Source organism: Micromonospora sp. NBC_00858 (genome assembly GCF_045207365.1).
GTDB lineage: Bacteria > Actinomycetota > Actinomycetes > Mycobacteriales > Micromonosporaceae > Micromonospora.
Window position 1 is genome coordinate 5,406,017 of record NZ_CP108828.1, and the last position, 15,534, is coordinate 5,421,550.

At 72.7% G+C, this 15,534-nt stretch carries 16 protein-coding genes; 6 read left to right on the top strand and 10 right to left on the bottom strand.

Going from position 1 to position 15,534, the window contains the following annotated elements; translation table 11 throughout:
* Positions 1-41: 41 nt before the first annotated feature.
* The gene (locus tag OG990_RS25090; RefSeq protein WP_386985122.1) at positions 42-875 is read right to left on the bottom strand and encodes a hypothetical protein; all 834 of its coding nucleotides are present in this window, start codon (positions 873-875) and stop codon (positions 42-44) included.
* A 54-nt stretch (positions 876-929) separates the two neighbouring features.
* On the opposite strand from OG990_RS25090, the gene OG990_RS25095 reads away from it, so the two are divergent.
* Complete coding sequence (locus OG990_RS25095; RefSeq protein WP_328423557.1) at positions 930-2,093, top strand: DNA recombination protein RmuC; 1,164 nt, start codon at positions 930-932, stop codon at positions 2,091-2,093.
* Positions 2,094-2,138: 45 nt separating this feature from the next.
* On the opposite strand, the gene OG990_RS25100 is transcribed toward OG990_RS25095, so the two are convergent.
* Both OG990_RS25100 and OG990_RS25105 read right to left on the bottom strand, forming a co-directional pair.
* Positions 2,139-2,564: a hypothetical protein gene (locus OG990_RS25100; protein WP_386985124.1), complete on the bottom strand. Its 426-nt coding sequence runs from the start codon at positions 2,562-2,564 to the stop codon at positions 2,139-2,141.
* Between the two features lie 58 nt (positions 2,565-2,622).
* The gene (locus OG990_RS25105; protein WP_328423553.1) at positions 2,623-3,609 is read right to left on the bottom strand and encodes a 4-hydroxy-3-methylbut-2-enyl diphosphate reductase; all 987 of its coding nucleotides are present in this window, start codon (positions 3,607-3,609) and stop codon (positions 2,623-2,625) included.
* A 179-nt stretch (positions 3,610-3,788) separates the two neighbouring features.
* Between OG990_RS25105 and xseA the strand changes: the two genes are divergently transcribed.
* On the top strand, positions 3,789-5,003 hold the full coding sequence (xseA, locus tag OG990_RS25110; protein WP_406077370.1) for an exodeoxyribonuclease VII large subunit: 1,215 nt from the start codon (positions 3,789-3,791) through the stop codon (positions 5,001-5,003).
* A 46-nt stretch (positions 5,004-5,049) separates the two neighbouring features.
* Positions 5,050-5,271: an exodeoxyribonuclease VII small subunit gene (locus OG990_RS25115; RefSeq protein ID WP_203174416.1), complete on the top strand. Its 222-nt coding sequence runs from the start codon at positions 5,050-5,052 to the stop codon at positions 5,269-5,271.
* 73 nt (positions 5,272-5,344) lie between these two features.
* Here OG990_RS25115 and OG990_RS25120 read toward each other — a convergent pair whose 3' ends face one another.
* The 3 genes from OG990_RS25120 to OG990_RS25130 all read right to left on the bottom strand — a co-directional run bounded on the left by OG990_RS25120 (position 5,345) and on the right by OG990_RS25130 (position 8,123).
* Positions 5,345-6,193 (bottom strand): hypothetical protein, encoded by an 849-nt coding sequence (locus tag OG990_RS25120; RefSeq protein WP_406077371.1) that lies wholly within the window; start codon positions 6,191-6,193, stop codon positions 5,345-5,347.
* A gap of 235 nt (positions 6,194-6,428) precedes the next feature.
* Complete coding sequence (locus OG990_RS25125; protein WP_406077372.1) at positions 6,429-7,232, bottom strand: hypothetical protein; 804 nt, start codon at positions 7,230-7,232, stop codon at positions 6,429-6,431.
* A 117-nt stretch (positions 7,233-7,349) separates the two neighbouring features.
* A complete protein-coding gene (locus OG990_RS25130; RefSeq protein ID WP_406077373.1) occupies positions 7,350-8,123 on the bottom strand; it encodes a DUF4245 family protein in 774 nt (257 codons plus the stop codon).
* 156 nt (positions 8,124-8,279) lie between these two features.
* Here OG990_RS25130 and glpX point away from each other — a divergent pair, with 156 nt between their 5' ends.
* Together glpX and OG990_RS25140 are read left to right on the top strand one after the other, a co-directional pair.
* Positions 8,280-9,311: a class II fructose-bisphosphatase gene (gene glpX, locus OG990_RS25135; protein ID WP_328423540.1), complete on the top strand. Its 1,032-nt coding sequence runs from the start codon at positions 8,280-8,282 to the stop codon at positions 9,309-9,311.
* Positions 9,308-10,279 (top strand): DMT family transporter, encoded by a 972-nt coding sequence (locus tag OG990_RS25140; protein WP_406077374.1) that lies wholly within the window; start codon positions 9,308-9,310, stop codon positions 10,277-10,279. Before glpX ends, OG990_RS25140 begins: the two co-directional genes overlap by 4 nt.
* Before the next feature lie 33 nt (positions 10,280-10,312).
* On the opposite strand, the gene OG990_RS25145 is transcribed toward OG990_RS25140, so the two are convergent.
* Positions 10,313-11,230, bottom strand: coding sequence for an NAD-dependent epimerase/dehydratase family protein (locus tag OG990_RS25145; RefSeq protein ID WP_406077375.1), 918 nt, complete (start codon positions 11,228-11,230; stop codon positions 10,313-10,315).
* 138 nt (positions 11,231-11,368) lie between these two features.
* On the opposite strand from OG990_RS25145, the gene OG990_RS25150 reads away from it, so the two are divergent.
* On the top strand, positions 11,369-12,070 hold the full coding sequence (locus tag OG990_RS25150) for a TetR/AcrR family transcriptional regulator (RefSeq protein ID WP_406077376.1): 702 nt from the start codon (positions 11,369-11,371) through the stop codon (positions 12,068-12,070).
* 19 nt (positions 12,071-12,089) lie between these two features.
* Here OG990_RS25150 and OG990_RS25155 read toward each other — a convergent pair whose 3' ends face one another.
* The 3 genes from OG990_RS25155 to OG990_RS25165 all read right to left on the bottom strand — a co-directional run bounded on the left by OG990_RS25155 (position 12,090) and on the right by OG990_RS25165 (position 15,475).
* Positions 12,090-13,682, bottom strand: coding sequence for a hypothetical protein (locus OG990_RS25155; RefSeq protein WP_406077377.1), 1,593 nt, complete (start codon positions 13,680-13,682; stop codon positions 12,090-12,092).
* A 65-nt stretch (positions 13,683-13,747) separates the two neighbouring features.
* Entirely contained in the window at positions 13,748-14,716 is a 969-nt protein-coding gene (locus tag OG990_RS25160; protein ID WP_406081873.1) for an NAD(P)/FAD-dependent oxidoreductase, read from the bottom strand.
* A gap of 105 nt (positions 14,717-14,821) precedes the next feature.
* The gene (locus OG990_RS25165; protein ID WP_355602508.1) at positions 14,822-15,475 is read right to left on the bottom strand and encodes a rhomboid family intramembrane serine protease; all 654 of its coding nucleotides are present in this window, start codon (positions 15,473-15,475) and stop codon (positions 14,822-14,824) included.
* Between the last annotated feature and the right edge of the window lie 59 nt (positions 15,476-15,534).

Here is a 15,534-nt window from a genome sequence, read left to right on the forward strand (position 1 = left end):
TCGCGCTGACCGGGGCCTGTCCGCGTGTCACTCAGCGACGCTCACCAGTCGCCGCCGCCGAAGTCCCCGCCACCGAAGTCGCCACCGCCAAAACCGCCACCGCCGAAGTCGCCTCCCGCGTAGTCGCCACCGCCGTAGTCCCCGCCCGCGTAGTCCCCGCCGCCGGCGTCGCCACCCTGGTCCGCGCCACCGAAGTCCTGGTCGCCGCCCTGGTCACCGCCGTCCGCGCCCTGCTCGGCACCGGCACCGCCGTCCTGGTAGCCGGGGTCGGCGAAGGCCGGCGAGAACAGCGCGTCGGCGATCAACATGCCGCCGAGCACACCGGCACCCGCGCCCAGCGCCGTCTTCCACCACGGCGTCGAGTACCAGCCGGACGGCACCGGCCGGCCCTGGTACCGGCCACCGGGGTAGTAGTAGGGCGTCTCCCGGCCGGGTTGCGGGCCGGCCCGGAAGGTCTGCCCCTGCACGTCGACCTCGCGCTCCTTGGTGAGCTGCCCGACGCCACGCGCCGCAGCCAACTGCGGCACCTCGGGGCCGGGATCGATGCCCAGCGCCGTCCGTGCCGCCCGGATGTACGCCAGCCCCTCCAGAGCGGTCTCCCGGGCCAACCCGAACTGGTGCGGCGTACGCGCCTGCTCCAGCTGCGAGCCCGCCGCGTTGTACCGCTCACCGGCGTCGGACAGGGCCTGGCGGACCGCCGGCTCGTCACCGTGCAGGTTCATCAACTGCCCGCCGAGGCGCTCGTACCAACGCTGCGCCTCCGCGCGGGCGTCGCCGAGCTCGGTGCGCCGACGGGCGGTGGCCTGGGTACGGATGAGCGCCGCGGCGCCCAGCGCGCCCACCAGCACGATGGCGAGGCACAGCACAAGTTCCATGTATCCGAACGTACCCCCGGGTGTCCCGTCGTATCCGTCTGGCAAGCTCCGGTGATGGACGTCTCGACGCTGCTCCTGGTGATCGTGTGCCTCGGCACCGGTGGGGCGGTGGGCTGGCTCGCGGCCCGGTCGCGGTCGGCGGCCGACATCGCCCGGCTGGATGCCACCCTGACCGCCACCCGGGAGGGCGAGGGGCGGCTGGAGCAGTCGATGCGGGCGCTGAGCTACGAGGCCACCGCCCAGTCCCAGGAGGCGGTGGCCCGCGCGGTGGCGCCGCTGCACGACACCCTGCGCCGCTACGAGCAGCGGGTGGCCGAGCTGGAGCACGACCGGGTCGACGCGTACGCCGAGCTGCGCGAGCAGGTCCGCTCGATGAGCGCGGTCTCTGGCGAGCTGCGCACCGAGACCAAACAGCTGGTGGCCGCGCTGCGGGCGCCGCAGGTGCGGGGCCGCTGGGGCGAGCACCAGCTGCGCCGGATCGTCGAGGCTGCCGGCATGCTGGAGCACTGCGACTTCTCCGAGCAGGTCACCGCCGACGCCGACGGGCAGGTCGTCCGCCCGGATCTGGTGGTCCGGCTGCACGGCGGCCGGTCGGTGGTGGTGGATGCCAAGGCGCCGTTCGACGCGTACCTCACGGCGATGGAGGCCCGCGACGAGCGCGGCCGGGACACCCACCTCGACGCGCACGCCCGGCACCTGCGCGGGCATGTCGACGCGCTGGCCGCCAAGTCCTACTGGACCGCGTTCGACAGCTCGCCCGAGTTCGTGGTGCTGTTCGTCCCCGCCGACCCGTTCCTCGACGTGGCGCTCCAGCGTGACCCGACGCTGCTGGAGCACGCCTTCACCCGCAACGTGGTGCTGGCCACGCCGGCCACCCTGGTCGCCCTTCTGCGCACGGTGGCTTACTCCTGGCGACAGGAGGCGCTGGCCCGCAACGCGCTGGCGGTGCACACGCTGGCCCGGGAGCTGTACAGCCGGCTCTCCACCCTCGGGGACCACGTGGGCAAGCTCGGGTCGTCGCTGGCCGGGGCCGTGACCGCGTACAACCGGGCAGTCGGCTCACTGGAAGCCCGGGTGCTGGTCAGCGCCCGCAAGCTCGCCGAGCTGGGCGTCTCCGACGAGGAGCTGGCCAGCCCCGCCCAGGTCGAGCTGACTCCCCGCCAGCCCCAGGCACCCGAGCTGCTGGACGACGTCATCCCCGCCGACCACGACCGCTGAGCGACGCCGCCGGTCGCCGGTCGGCGGGCTGGCCCACCGGCCGGGTCAGCTCGGGTGCGCGCCCTCCACGACGAACGGGGTGCCCTGCTGGCAGGTGGTCATCATGCCCGGCTCGACCCGGCCGGTGACGGTCACCCGGGCACCGGCGGTCAGCACGTCCCGGGGGCCCCCGATCAGCAGGTAGCCATCCAGCAGCAGACAGTTCGGCTCCACGCCGCGCGTGATCGTGCCGGTCAGCTCGGTGGCCCCGACCGGCGGTGGGAGGGTCGGTCCACCGGGTGGCTTGAGCGTCGAGGAGGGTGCGGGTGTCGCCGGCCCGGAGGGCGACGGGACGGTCGCGGACGGGCTGGGCTGCCCGGTGACCGGTGACGGCCCGCTCGGGACGGGGGTGCCGGGGCCGTCCGTTTCGCCGCAGGCGCTCAGCGCCGCGCAGACCAGCAGGGCGGGGACGACGAGCCGAAGGGTCCTCATGCCCGGTTCGACGTGCCGGGGCGGCGGGGCGTTCCCGCCGGGACCCGGCCGACGCTGATCAACCGCGGGCCGCCGCGGCCTTCATGTCCCGCTTCAGCTCCTGCGGCAGCGAGAAGGTGAGCCGCTCGTTGGCGGTGGTGATCTCCTCCACGTCGGCGAACCCGCGCGCGGCCAGGTGCTCCAGCACCTCCTGGACCAGGTCGTCCGGGACGCTCGCGCCGGAGGTCACGCCGACGGTGCGGGCACCGGTCAGCCAGGCGTCGTCGATCTCGCGGGCGAAGTCGACCAGGTGACCGGCGCGGGCGCCGGCGTCCAGGGCCACCTCGACCAGCCGGACCGAGTTGGAGGAGTTCGTCGAGCCGACGACGATCACCACGTCGCACTCCGGGGCAATCTCCTTGACCACGTGCTGCCGGTTGGAGGTGGCGTAGCAGATGTCGTCGCTGGGCGGGGACTGGAGCAGCGGCAGCCGCTGCTTGAGCCGGGCGACCGTCTCCAGCGTCTCGTCCACCGACAGCGTGGTCTGGGAGAGCCAGACCACCTTCTCCGGGTCACGGACGGTGATCTTGTCGACGCCGTCGGGGCCGTCCACCAGTTGGATGTGCGCGGGAGCCTCACCGGCGGTGCCGACGACCTCCTCGTGCCCCTCGTGGCCGATCAGCAGGATGTCGTAGTCCTCGGCGGCGAAACGCTTCGCCTCCTGGTGCACCTTGGTGACCAGCGGGCAGGTCGCGTCGATCGCCTTCAGCGACCGCTCCTTCGCCTGCTCGTAGACCTCGGGGGCCACGCCGTGCGCGGAGAAGATGACGGTGGCGCCCTCCGGCACCTCCTCGTTTTCCTCCACGAAGATCGCCCCCAGCGCCTCCAGGGTCTGCACGACGTGCTTGTTGTGCACGATCTGCTTGCGGACGTAGATCGGGGCGCCGTAGAGCTTCAGCGCCTCCTCGACGGTCTGCACCGCGCGGTCGACGCCCGCGCAGTAGCCGCGGGGCTTGGCCAGGAGCACGCGCTTGCCGGTCTGGGGGGTCGCCTGAGCCTCGGTCACGAGCCCATCGTACGTGTCCCGCCTCCCACCGACAGCGCCTGCGAGCCGCACCACACCCCACGCCCCCCCCTCCCCGCCCCGCCCACGCCTGACCTCGGTGATCAAGAGGTTTGCGTCAGAAACGCGCCCGGAGCTGACGCAAACTTCTTGATCACCGCGAGGGTCCGTAGGGTGGGCGGGTGAGCGACGGGGCGCGGAGCAGTGCGGAGGAGCCGTGGCCGGTTCGGGTTGTCAGCCAGAAGGTGGGCGCCTGGATCGCGAAGCTCGGCTGGGTGTGGGTGGACGGGCAGGTGGCGCAGATCAGCCGCCGACCCGGGGCCAGCACCGTCTTCCTCACCCTGCGTGACCCGTCGGCCGACCTGAGCCTGACCGTCACCACCAACCGGGACGTGCTGGACGCCGGCGCGCCGGAGCTGCGCGAGGGCGCCCGGGTGGTGCTGCACGCCAAACCGGAGTTCTACGCCGCCCGGGGCACGCTGAGCCTGCGGGCCGACGAGATCCGCCAGGTGGGGCTCGGCGAGCTGCTGGCCCGGTTGGAGAAGCTCAAGAAGCTACTCGCCGCCGAGGGGCTGTTCGACCGGGCACGCAAGCGCCGGCTGCCGTTCCTGCCCGGCCGGATCGGGCTGATCACCGGCCGGGCGTCGGCGGCCGAACGGGACGTGCTGACCAACGCTCGACGGCGCTGGCCGGCGGTGGAGTTCCGCACCGTCAACGTGGCCGTGCAGGGCCCATCGGCGGTGCCGCAGATCATCGACGCGCTCAAGGTGCTGGACGCCGACCCGAGCATCGAGGTGATCATCATTGCCCGGGGCGGTGGCGGCATCGAGGACCTGCTGCCCTTCTCCGACGAGGCGCTCTGTCGCGCGGTGTTCGGCTGCCGTACCCCGGTGGTCAGCGCCATCGGCCACGAGACGGACGCGCCACTGGTCGACTACGTCGCCGACGTCCGTGCCTCCACCCCGACCGACGCGGCCAAGCGGGTGGTCCCCGACCTCGCCGACGAGGTACGCCTCATCGGCCAGGCCCGGCACCGTCTCCAGCGGGCGGTACGCAACCTGGTCGACCGGGAGTCCCACCGGCTCGACGCGCTGCGTTCCCGACCGGTGCTGGCCCGCCCGCAGGTGATGGTGGAGCAGCGGGCGACCGAGCTGGCCGCGCTGCGCCAGCGTGCCGGACGCTGCCTGGACCACCGGCTCGGCGCGGCCGACGACGAGCTGCGACACACCCTGGCCCGGCTGCGCGCCCTCTCCCCCGCCGCCACCCTCGACCGGGGGTACGCGATCGTGCAGCGCGCGGACGGTCACGTGGTCCGCGCGGCAGCCGAGGTCGGCAAGGGCGACCCGCTGCGGGTCCGGTTGGCCGACGGCGAGCTGACCGCGACGGTGGACGGCTGAGTGGCGGGGCGCGACGGCCAACGAGTGGTGTGCTGAGATGGACGCGATGACTGACGACACGAAGGCCGGGCCGGACGAGCGGCTCAGCTACGAGCAGGCCCGCGCCGAGTTGGCCTCGGTGGTCGAGCGGCTGGAGGCCGGCGGCACGTCCCTGGAGGAGTCGCTGGCGCTCTGGGAGCGCGGCGAGGCGCTGGCGGTGATCTGCCAGCGCTGGCTGGACGGCGCCCGGGCCCGGATCGAGGCGGCCCGGCAGGACCCCGCCTCCTGACCGCCGGTGGGGCGACCGGAGTCGCCCCACCCGTTCGCCGCCACCGAGTCGATGGCGAACACCACGACGACGGTCAGTTGAACAGGCTGTACAGCTCAGCCGGCGCCTCGACGACCTGGGCCGCCGGCGGCTTCTGCGCTGCGGTGGCGGCACCGTAGTCGGAGTACGTCATCCGGATCTCCTGGGCGGCGGTCTGCCCGGCGGCCGGCATCTGCAGCACCAGCTCGGTGAGTCGGCCCTGCGGGTCCACCTTCGCGGTGAATGGGACGGTCTTCGCCTGCGTGCCGAGCGCGGCGATCGTGGCGGCGTTCAGCGAACCGGCCTCGGCCGCCTTGGTGACGTCGATGGTGCCGGCGTACATGCCGGTGCCGGTGCTCCGGACCTCGGTGATGCCCTGGGTCAGCACTGCGCTGCCGGCCGGGTCGACCTTGTCGAAGTCGAAGCCGAGGCTCCGGTTGCCCTTGATCCGGGTCTGATCCAGGTGCTGGTACTTACCGAGGTTGAGTTGCTTGATGGCGGGCAGGCTGTTGGCGGTGGGGCCGGTCAGCTCCAGCTTCACCCAGCTGTCCGGCTTGAAGTGGATCACGTCGAGCTTCATGGCGAGGTCGGATGAGGGACCGCCGATGGCGATCTTCATGGCCGCGCTCTGGCTCGGCTGGTGCACCTGGCCCTCCGCCGTCGAGCCGGCGCCGGCGAGGGTGAACCGGAAGTTCCCGTTGCTGATCTCCTTGGTGGAGTCGAGCAGCGCCTGCTTGGCATCGCCCGCGACGGGCGTGCCGGAAGGGGCCGCCGCGCCGGACGCGGTCGCCGTCGGCGACGCGGTCGATCCGGCGGTACCGGTCCCACCGTTGGTACAGGCGGCCAGGGCGGGCGTGAACAGCGCGGCGGCCACCAGGCCGGCACTGAGTCGTCGAACAGTCATGTGTGTCTCCCAAGGGGGTCACCCGACGACCTGGTCGGCGCCGGAAACCGGGCGACGCAGCAGCACCGTCGGCTGCGCCGCGCGACCCGGGCCGAGCAGCGCGCCCGGGTCACTCCCTCTCTGTTCCCTGCCGACGCGCCGGACAATCACCGTTCCCTCCGATTACCCGAGGGTGATCGGTGCCGGGAAGACCGGACCGGGGTGGCCCCTGGCCACCCCGGTCCGCCCTGTCGACCTACTTGAACAGCTCGTACGTCTCCGCCGGAGCCTCGACGACCTTGTCCGCCGGCGGCTTGTGCGCACCGGCGCCGGTCCCGTAGTCCGCGTAACCGATCTTGATGTCGTGCGCCGCGGTCTCGCCGGCGGCCGGCACGGAGATGGCCAGTTCGGTGAGCCGGCCCTGCGGGTCCAGCTTGGCCGTGAACGGCAGCGCCTTGGCCTGCGCGCCCAGCGCCGTGACGACCTCCTCGTCGAGGGCGGCCGACTCGGTGGCGGCGGAAATGTCGATCTTGCCGGTGTAGGTGCCCTCACCGGTCTTCTGCACCTCGGTCACGCTCTTGACCAGCGCGTCACTGTCGAGCGGGTCGAGCGTCTCCGGGTCCAGCTGGAGATCCTTGACATCCTTGATCTTGGTCTTGTCGAGGTGCTGGTACTTGCCCTTGTTCTTTGCCGCACCGGGGACGGCGGCGAACATGGCGCCACCGAGGTCCATCTTGACCCAGCTCTCCGAGTCGATGTAGATCAGGTCCATCTCGATCGACATGTCCTCGGATGCGTCACCGAACTTCACGGTGAACTGTGCGCTGTTGCTGGGCTTGTGCACCAGGCCGCCGCCGGTCGTACCGTCCCCCACCAGGGTGAAGGTGAAGTTGCCCTTGGCGATCTCCTTGGTGGAGGCGAGCAGCGCTTCCTTCGGATCGGCCGGGGTGGACGGGCTCGGGGCGGCGGCCGGCTCGGCAGCGTCGGAGTTGCACGCGGCCAGGCCGGGGACGAGCAGGGTGGCGGCGAGGACGCCGACGCTCCACCGTCGAATGTTCACAAAAATCTCACTTCGCCGAGACGGACATGGCCCGGCATGCATGGTGCAGCCGGACCGAGCCGGGGCAGCCTAGCGAATGGCCCCGCCGGCCATGGAGGGCGTACGGAACGGGGCCGGTCAGCGCAGTGCGCCGGCGAGTTGGCGCAGTTCGTTGTCCCGAGCGTCGCCGACGACGACGACCGTACGGGTCGGCTCCAGCAGGACCAGCGCCTGCTGATTGCCCCGGGCGGTGTAGCGCTGCCAGGTGCGTCCGGCCAGCTCCGTCGGGCCCTGCGGCTGGGCCTGGTCGGTCAGCTCGGCCGGGAGCAGGCGCTCCGCCGGCACGCTGCTCTGCAACAGCTGCACACCCCGTCCTTCCGGGGTGAGGTAACCGATTCGCAGATTCGCGCCGCCCTCGACGGTCTGGTACCGGGCGCTGACCGTACGCCAGTCAGAGCCGAGCCCCTGCGGCCGGCTCACCGGGAAGGCGTTCGCCGACTGGGCCTGGTCGATCGCTGGCGCCGGATCGACCGTGGCGGCCTGGTCTCCACCGAGGAAGCCCCGGTAGAACGCCAGCAGCAGCGCGATCGGGACCAGCAGTACCAGCAGCGATATCGCCATGTCCTTCGGCGACCGCTCGGATCGGGCTGATTGCACAGGCGGCGGCGGTGCGGGCCGCTCGCCGGTCTCCACGGCGTCGACCCCGGCCACGGGTCGGCCCGGGGCCGGTTCGTTCACCGGTGGCGCGGCGGCCGGGCCCGACGCGACCAGGGCCGGCTCGCCGGCCGGCGGCGTCGTCGGGTCGGTCATGGCGGGCTCACCACCGGGGCCGGTGGGGACGGCGGCCGGCGGCTGGCCGCCGGGCGGCGTGCGGTCGGCGGGTACGCGGTCGGCTGGCTGAGCGGGTTCCACCCTGCCATCTTCGCAGCCGCCCGACCGGCGGTATCCGGCCCATCACCGCCCCGCGCCGAGGCCGGGTCAGCCATCGTGTGAGGATCAGCGACAAAGCCGGCAGCGGGCCACGCCCTGCCGGTCGTCCCCGCACCGTCGCGAGGAGGAGCAGCCGTCATGACGAACACCAGGACGCGGATCCCACAGGATCTCGACCGTAACCTTGCCCTCGACCTGGTCCGGGTCACCGAGGCCGCGGCGATGGCCGCTGGCCGCTGGGTCGGCCGGGGCGACAAGGAGGGCGGCGACGGGGCCGCCGTCGACGCCATGCGCAAGCTGATCAACTCGATCCAGATGCGCGGCGTCGTGGTGATCGGCGAGGGCGAGAAGGACAACGCCCCGATGCTCTTCAACGGCGAGCAGGTTGGCGACGGCACCGGCCCGGAGGTCGACGTCGCCGTGGATCCGGTCGACGGCACCACGCTGATGAGCAAGGGCATGCCGAACGCGTTGGCGGTGCTCGCCGTCTCCGAGCGGGGTGCGATGTTCGACCCGAGCGCGGTCTTCTACATGGAGAAGCTCGCCGTCGGGCCGGCGTACGCCGACGTGGTGGACATCAACGCCGGGGTCGCCGAAAACCTGCGCCGGATCGCCAAGGTCAAGGGCACCGACGTCTCCGAGGTGACGGTCTGCGTGCTGGACCGCACCCGCCACGACGACCTGGTCACCCAGATCCGCCGGACCGGGGCGGGCATCCGGTTCATCTCGGACGGGGACATCGCCGGCTCCATCGCGGCAGCCCGGGGCGAGTCGGACGTCGACGTGCTGATGGGCATCGGCGGCACCCCCGAGGGCATCATCTCCGCCTGCGCGCTGAAGTGCATGGGCGGAGCGATGCAGGCCAAGCTCTGGCCGCGCGACGCCGAGGAGCGGGAGAAGGCGCTGGCCGCCGGGCACGACCTGGATCGCGTGCTGAGCACCGACGACCTGGTCACCGGGGACAACTGCTTCTTCGTGGCGACCGGCGTCACCTCCGGCGACCTGCTGCGCGGAGTTCGCTACCGGGCCGGCGGCGCGTACACCCAGTCGATCGTGATGCGCTCGAAGAGCGGGACCATCCGGGTGATCGACTCGTACCACCGGCTGGAGAAGCTGGCGCTCTACTCGGCCGTCGACTTCGACGGTCGGCCGCTGGCCGAGCAGGAGTGACCGCCACCGGCACTGCGACACCGCAGTCCCTCTCAGCCACCCGCCGGATCACCGGCGTCGCGCTGGCGTCGGTCTCCGGGGTCGCGGTGGCGGTGCAGTCTCGAATCAACGGCGAGCTGGGGGTACGCCTGGCCGACGGGTTCGCCGCCGCGGTGGTCTCGTTCGGCCTCGGCCTGCTGGTGCTGCTGGTGCTGGTGCCGGCCACCCCGGGCGGGCGACGGGGTCTGGTCGCGCTGCGGGCCGCCCTCACGGCGGGCGCGCTGCGGCCGTGGCAGTGCCTGGGCGGAATGTGCGGGGCGTTCCTGGTGGCCACCCAAGGGCTCACCATCGGCTCGTTGGGCGTGGCGGTCTTCACCGTGGCGGTGGTCGCCGGCCAGACCGGCAGCAGCCTCGCCGTGGACCAGGCGGGGATCGGGCCGACGGGCCGGCAGCCGATCACCCGGCAGCGGCTGGCCGGTGCGGTGCTCACCGTGCTGGCCGTCGCCCTGGCGGTCGGCGACCGACTCGAGGACCCGGGCACGCTGGCGCTGGCCCTGCTGCCGCTGCTGGCCGGGGTGGGCATCGCCTGGCAGCAGGCGGTCAACGGCCGGGTCCGGGCGGCGGCCGACAGCGCGTTGACCGCCACACTGGTCAACTTCGCCGTCGGCACGGTCACCCTGCTCGTCGCGTTCTCGATCGACCTCGCGGTACGCGGCTGGCCGACCGGCCAGCTGCCGACCGAGCCGTGGCTCTACCTGGGTGGCCCGATCGGCATCGTGTTCATCGCGATCGCCGCGGCGATCGTGCGCTTCACCGGTGTGCTGCTGCTCGGCCTGGCCACCATCGCCGGTCAGGTCGTGGGGGCCGTCCTGTTGGACCTGCTGCTGCCCACGGCGGCCTCGCACCTCGGCGTGGACACCCTGCTCGGGGCGGCGCTGACCATGGTGGCCGTGCTGATCGCCGCGCTCGCCCCGCCGTCCCGCCGCTGAGCCACTGGCGGGTCGGCGGCGGGGACGGGCGGTTCAGCGGCGCAGAGCTGCGACGATCTCCGTGAGCGCGTCGTCCAGCGGGGTCGGCTCGACACCCAGGGCGGCGGTGGCGGCGGCCGAGTCCATCAGGAACGGCCGGTCGAACTGGTAGGCGGTCTCCCGCAGTTCCCGGACGAACGGATTGGCCAGGCCGCCCAGCCACAGCACCGGGTAGGGCATCCGGGTCAGCCGCGGCACGGGCACTCCGGCCAGCGCCGCCGCCCGGGTGGCCAGCTCACGCATCGGTGCGGCGGGCGCGCTGGGCACGTGCCAGGGCCGTCCCCACGCGCCTGCGTCGGTCGCGGCGGCGACGAGGGTACGGGCGACGTCCGGGATGTACGTCCAGGTGTGCGGGGCGTCCCAGTCGACCGGCAGGAAGACCCGCTGCCCGGCGAGCACCCGGGGCAGCACCATCATCGCCAGCGAGGTGCCGCCCACACCGAGATAGTCGGAGCCCCGCACCTCGGTGACCCGAGCCCGACCGGCCCGGTGGGCGGCGAGAGCGTCGGCCCACATCTGGTTGCGTACCCGCCCCTTGGTGCCGGTCGCCGCCGGTGAGGTCTGCTCGGTCATCGGGCCGTCGACGGGTCCGTACCCGTAGAGGTTGCCGACCGTGGCGAGCACCGCGCCGGACCGCTCGGCGGCGGCGAGCAGCGCACCGGCCAGCGGCGGCCAGTCGATGGACCAGCGGTGGTACGCCGGGTTCGCGCAGTTGTACAGCGCCTGCGCGCCGTCGGTCAGCACGCTGAGCCGGTCGACGTCAGCGGCGTCGGCGGCGATCCGTTCGATGGACGGGTGCTCCGGCCCGGCACCCCGGCGACTGATCACCCGGACCCGCTCACCTCGTTCGGCGAGAAGGCGGGCGGTCGCGGTGCCCACCGGGCCGGTGCCGACGATCACGTGCAGTGCCATGGGAACTCCTTGGAAGCGGGGGTACGAATCAAGAGCGGTGCTCTCGGTTGCTCACCCAGCATGGCCCGCCAACACGACTGCGTCAAGAGCAGTGCTCTCTTTTTTGATTGGCGCTCCGATCCGTGGCAGACTGGCCCCATGCCCGCTTCCTCGATCCGCGCCCGGGTCCGCGCCGAAATGCTCGACGAGATCAAGGTGGTCGCCCGCCAGCACCTCGCCACCGATGGCGCGAACCTCTCGCTGCGCGCGGTGGCCCGGGACATGGGCATGGTCTCGTCGGCCATCTACCGCTACTTCCCGAGCCGCGACGACCTGCTCACCGCGCTGATCATCGAGGCGTACAACGCACTCGGCGAAACGGTGGAGGCGGCCGCGGTCGCCGCCCCCGACCGGGTCGACCTCCGCGCCCGCTGGCAGGCGGCCTGCCGGGCGGCCCGGGACTGGGCACTCGCCCACCCCGCCGAATACGCGCTGCTCTACGGCAGCCCGGTCCCCGGGTACGCCGCCCCGGACGACACCGTCGGCCCGGCCCAACGCCCCCCGCTGACCCTGGTCAGCCTGCTCCGCGAAGGGCTGGAGGCCGGCCTGCTCAGCCCGCCGCCCGCCGAAGAGCTGCCGACGCCGCTGCACGACGACCTGACCGACCTGGCCGACGCGTTCTTTCCCGGCTTGCCCCCCGCCCTGCTGGCCCGGGGCATGGCCGGCTGGACCCAGCTCTTCGGGCTGATCAGCTTCGAGCTGTTCGGCCGGCTCAACCGGACCGTCGAGCACCGGGACGCGTACTTCGACCACCAGGTCGGGCTGCTGGCCGACCTGATCGGCCTGCCCCAAACGGGCTGACCGGAGTGGACATCACCGGTCAGCCCGGTGGCACCGACGTCCACGGCGGCGGGTAGGACGGTTCGACGTGGACGCGAACCGGGTCCGGCAACCGGGCCACCCACCAGGCCAGCAGCAGGCCGGGCACGGTGGCCAACCCGGCCAGCAGCAACGCCACCCGACCTCGCTCCGGAGCGCCGTACAACCAGCCGGTCAACGGCAGGCCGACGAGAATCAGGGTGAGCAGGAACCCGCCGGCCACCCGGGCGGTCCACCGACGGGTCCCACCCGCGTACCACGCGGAGCCCAGCATGACGATCGCCGTCAGCGCACCCAGTGGCAGCACGGCCATCAACACCGCCAGCACCGTGCCGAGATCATCGCTGCGGGGCCAGACCGCCGCCAGGGCCACCACGACGAAGGACATCGACAGCGCACCGGCGAGGCCGGGCCAGAAGGGGCCGCCGCGGCGGCGGACGGTCAGGTGGGCGGCGACGACGGTAACCAGGAACCCGAGGGTGAGCGCCACCGCGACGACAAGCAGCACGTCGGTCTGCCGCTGACCCGGCCCGCCATCCTCCAGCGCCGGCAGACCCCTCCAGTACGTTCCCTGTGGACCCTCCTGCCCGAGGAAGCCGTCGCGCCGCCATTCGCCGTCCGGCAGGCGGCGCAGGAAGCCGTCCCGGCCGTTGGCGACCAGCACCCCGTGACCACCATTGACGGTGGGATAGACGATCAGCTCGCGGGAGGCGAAGTGCCGTTGGATGTCACCCGGGTTCGGGAACCGGCGGGCCAGCTCCTCACGCCGCCCGTCCGACACCTCCCAGGCGGCCCGCCAGCTCACACCGGCGTCGTCGCTCTGCTCCACCCGCAGCTGACCCGCGACCACCCGGTAGCACCGCCGCGGCTCGGCCTGCACGCACGCCTGCCGGTGCGGATCGTCGAGGTCGGACAGTCGCGGCTGCTCGGCCTCCGTGGCGAGCCGCCAGGTGGTCGCGCCGTCGTCGCTGACGGCCCACTGCCCGTCCGCCGCACGCTGCGGCCAGGACGTGTCACCCGAGCCGACCGAGATCGCCGGACGGTCGTCGAGCAGGGTGACGCCGAGGGCGTACGGAAAGTAGGCCGGGCTGGTGGCGGTCACCGCGACCAGCGCCAGCGGCAGCACCACCAGCAGCCGTACCAGCCGGGCCAGCCGGTATCGCACCGGCCGCTCACGGGCCCGCGTCCAGCTCCACCAGGCCAGCGTGAGCGCCGGCAGGGTGAGCAGGTCGGTGGGGTCGGCCCGGACCAGCGACGGCCCGGCCAGCGCGCTCCAGGCCGACGAGGCGACGTCGGCGGCGTACCCGCTGGATTTGACGACCGCGAACCCGGCGCCCACCGCGACCAGCCCGGCCAGCGCGGCGGCCCGGGCCGGCAGTCGCGGCACCAGGAGGGTCAGCAGCACCGCGACCAGTGGGGGCGCGAGCAGCAGGCCGGCGACGTCGCTGAGCTTGCCGGTCAGCAGGCCGGGGAAGGCCGGCTTCAGCAGGTGATCGTTGACCACCAGGACGACCAGGGCGAGCAGCGTCGCCGGGTGGCAGAGCCAGGCCAGCGCCGTGGGTGCGCCGTCGTGCGGTGTCTCGGGACCGCTCATCCCATCAGGGTCGCGTCGGGGCGTCTCGGTCCGGCTACGGAGCGGTCTGCTTCCGATACCGGCGTTCAGCCGGCGTCGGAGGAGTGCCCGGGGAACAGGTGGGCGCTCGGGTCGATGGCCACCGCCGCGTTGTTCACCGCCGTCGCGGCCTCGCCGAAGCCCGTCGCGATCAGTCGGACCTTGCCCGGGTACTCGGTGATGTCACCGGCCGCGAAGACCCGGGGCAGGTTCGTCGCCATCGCGCTGTCCACCAGGATGTGCCGGCGGTCCAGCCGCAGCCCCCACTCGGCGAGCGGGCCCAGGTCGGCGGTGAAGCCGAGTGCGGCCACCACGGTGTCCACCGGCAGCGTCTCGGCCGCGCCGCCGCGCACGGTCACCTCGGCACCGGTCACCGTGCCGTCCCCCAACAGCCGGGTGACCTCGGCGTTGACCACCACCCGCACGGGCAGCGACAGCACCCGGGCAACCGTCGAGGCGTGCGCCCGGAACTTCTCGCGTCGATGCACGAGGGTCACCGAGCGGGCCAGCGGTTGCAGCGTCAACGCCCAGTCGAAGGCCGAATCGCCGCCACCGACGATCAGCACGTTCCGGTCGGCCAGCTCGGCCGGCTCGGTGACGAAGTAGACGATCCCCGCCCCGGGAGCGCCGTCGGCGCAGGGCAGCGGCCGAGGGCTGAAGCTGCCCAGCCCGCCAGTGACCACGACGGCGCCGCAGGCCAGCTGCTCACCGCCGGCCAGGCCGAGCACCGGCCGGTCGTCGGCGTACGAGAGCTTCTCGGCCCGGGTGCCGAGCAGGTACTGCGGCCCGAACGGGGCGGCCTGGGCGACCAGGTTTGCCACCAGGTCGCGGCCCTTGACGGCGGGGAAGCCGGCCACGTCCAGGATCAGCTTCTCCGGGTACATCGCGGTGACCTGTCCACCGGGCTCCGGCAGCGCGTCGATCACCGCCACCGACAACCCTCGGAACCCGGCGTAGTACGCCGCGAAGAGGCCGGCCGGACCGGCCCCGATCACGGCGATGTCGACCTCGCGCATGGCGTACCGTCGCTTTCCGCTCACGGATCAACGCTTGCTGATCTCGACGGTAGGCGGGTGGCAGCGGTCGGGCAAGCACGTCCCAGGGGCGCGCCGAGGAACCGGTCAGGACAGGCTGAGGGTGGACCCGGAGTAGTCGGGACCACCGGCGACCGGCCGGCGACGGCGGAACAGGATCGCGGCCACCACCCCGCCCAGCAGCCCGAACAGGTGGCCCTGCCAGGAGATCCGCTCGTCGGTGGGAAGGATGCCGACCAGTTGCCAGCCGTAGAGCAGGCCGACCAGCAGGAAGACCGCGAAGTTCCACCAACTGCGTTCGAAGATGCCCCGCGTGAGCAGGATGCCCAGGTACCCGAAGATCACCCCGCTGGCGCCGACCACGACCGAGTTGGGCGAGCCGGTGAACCAGACGCCGAGCCCACTGACCAGGATGATGATCAGGGTCGACCAGAGGAACCGGCGGGCGCCGGCAGCGAGCACGAAGGTGCCCAGCAGGATCAGCGGGATGCTGTTGCTGTAGAGGTGGTCGAAGCCGTGGTGCAGGAACGGGGAGAAGAAGACCCCGTCCAGCCCGTCGATGCGCTTCGGGATGATGCCGGCGGTGGCGTCCAGGCCGAACGCCAGCCCCTGGTCGACGGCCTCGATGAGGAAGAGGAACGGGACCACCGCGCACATCGCGACGAAGGCCCGGCCGAGCGCCGCGTAGAACGCCTCGGTGCCGAACCGGTTGGGGTCGCCGCTTCCAGGGTGCAGGGTCACTCCACAACTGCTATCAGCAAAATGGCTCAGCCGCCACTCGCGTCCCGCCCTGGCGGGCC

Bases quoted from the DNA above. Each gene is read 5' to 3' on its own strand.
- OG990_RS25120 (WP_406077371.1), bottom strand. From the start codon at position 6,193: ATGACTGTTCGACGACTCAGTGCCGGCCTGGTGGCCGCCGCGCTGTTC.
- OG990_RS25115 (WP_203174416.1), top strand. From the start codon at position 5,050: ATGACTGACGACACGAAGGCCGGGCCGGACGAGCGGCTCAGCTACGAG.
- OG990_RS25095 (WP_328423557.1), top strand. From the start codon at position 930: ATGGACGTCTCGACGCTGCTCCTGGTGATCGTGTGCCTCGGCACCGGT.
- OG990_RS25155 (WP_406077377.1), bottom strand. From the start codon at position 13,682: ATGAGCGGTCCCGAGACACCGCACGACGGCGCACCCACGGCGCTGGCC.
- OG990_RS25090 (WP_386985122.1), bottom strand. From the start codon at position 875: ATGGAACTTGTGCTGTGCCTCGCCATCGTGCTGGTGGGCGCGCTGGGC.
- OG990_RS25100 (WP_386985124.1), bottom strand. From the start codon at position 2,564: ATGAGGACCCTTCGGCTCGTCGTCCCCGCCCTGCTGGTCTGCGCGGCG.
- OG990_RS25145 (WP_406077375.1), bottom strand. From the start codon at position 11,230: ATGGCACTGCACGTGATCGTCGGCACCGGCCCGGTGGGCACCGCGACC.
- glpX (WP_328423540.1), top strand. From the start codon at position 8,280: ATGACGAACACCAGGACGCGGATCCCACAGGATCTCGACCGTAACCTT.
- OG990_RS25160 (WP_406081873.1), bottom strand. From the start codon at position 14,716: ATGCGCGAGGTCGACATCGCCGTGATCGGGGCCGGTCCGGCCGGCCTC.
- OG990_RS25150 (WP_406077376.1), top strand. From the start codon at position 11,369: ATGCCCGCTTCCTCGATCCGCGCCCGGGTCCGCGCCGAAATGCTCGAC.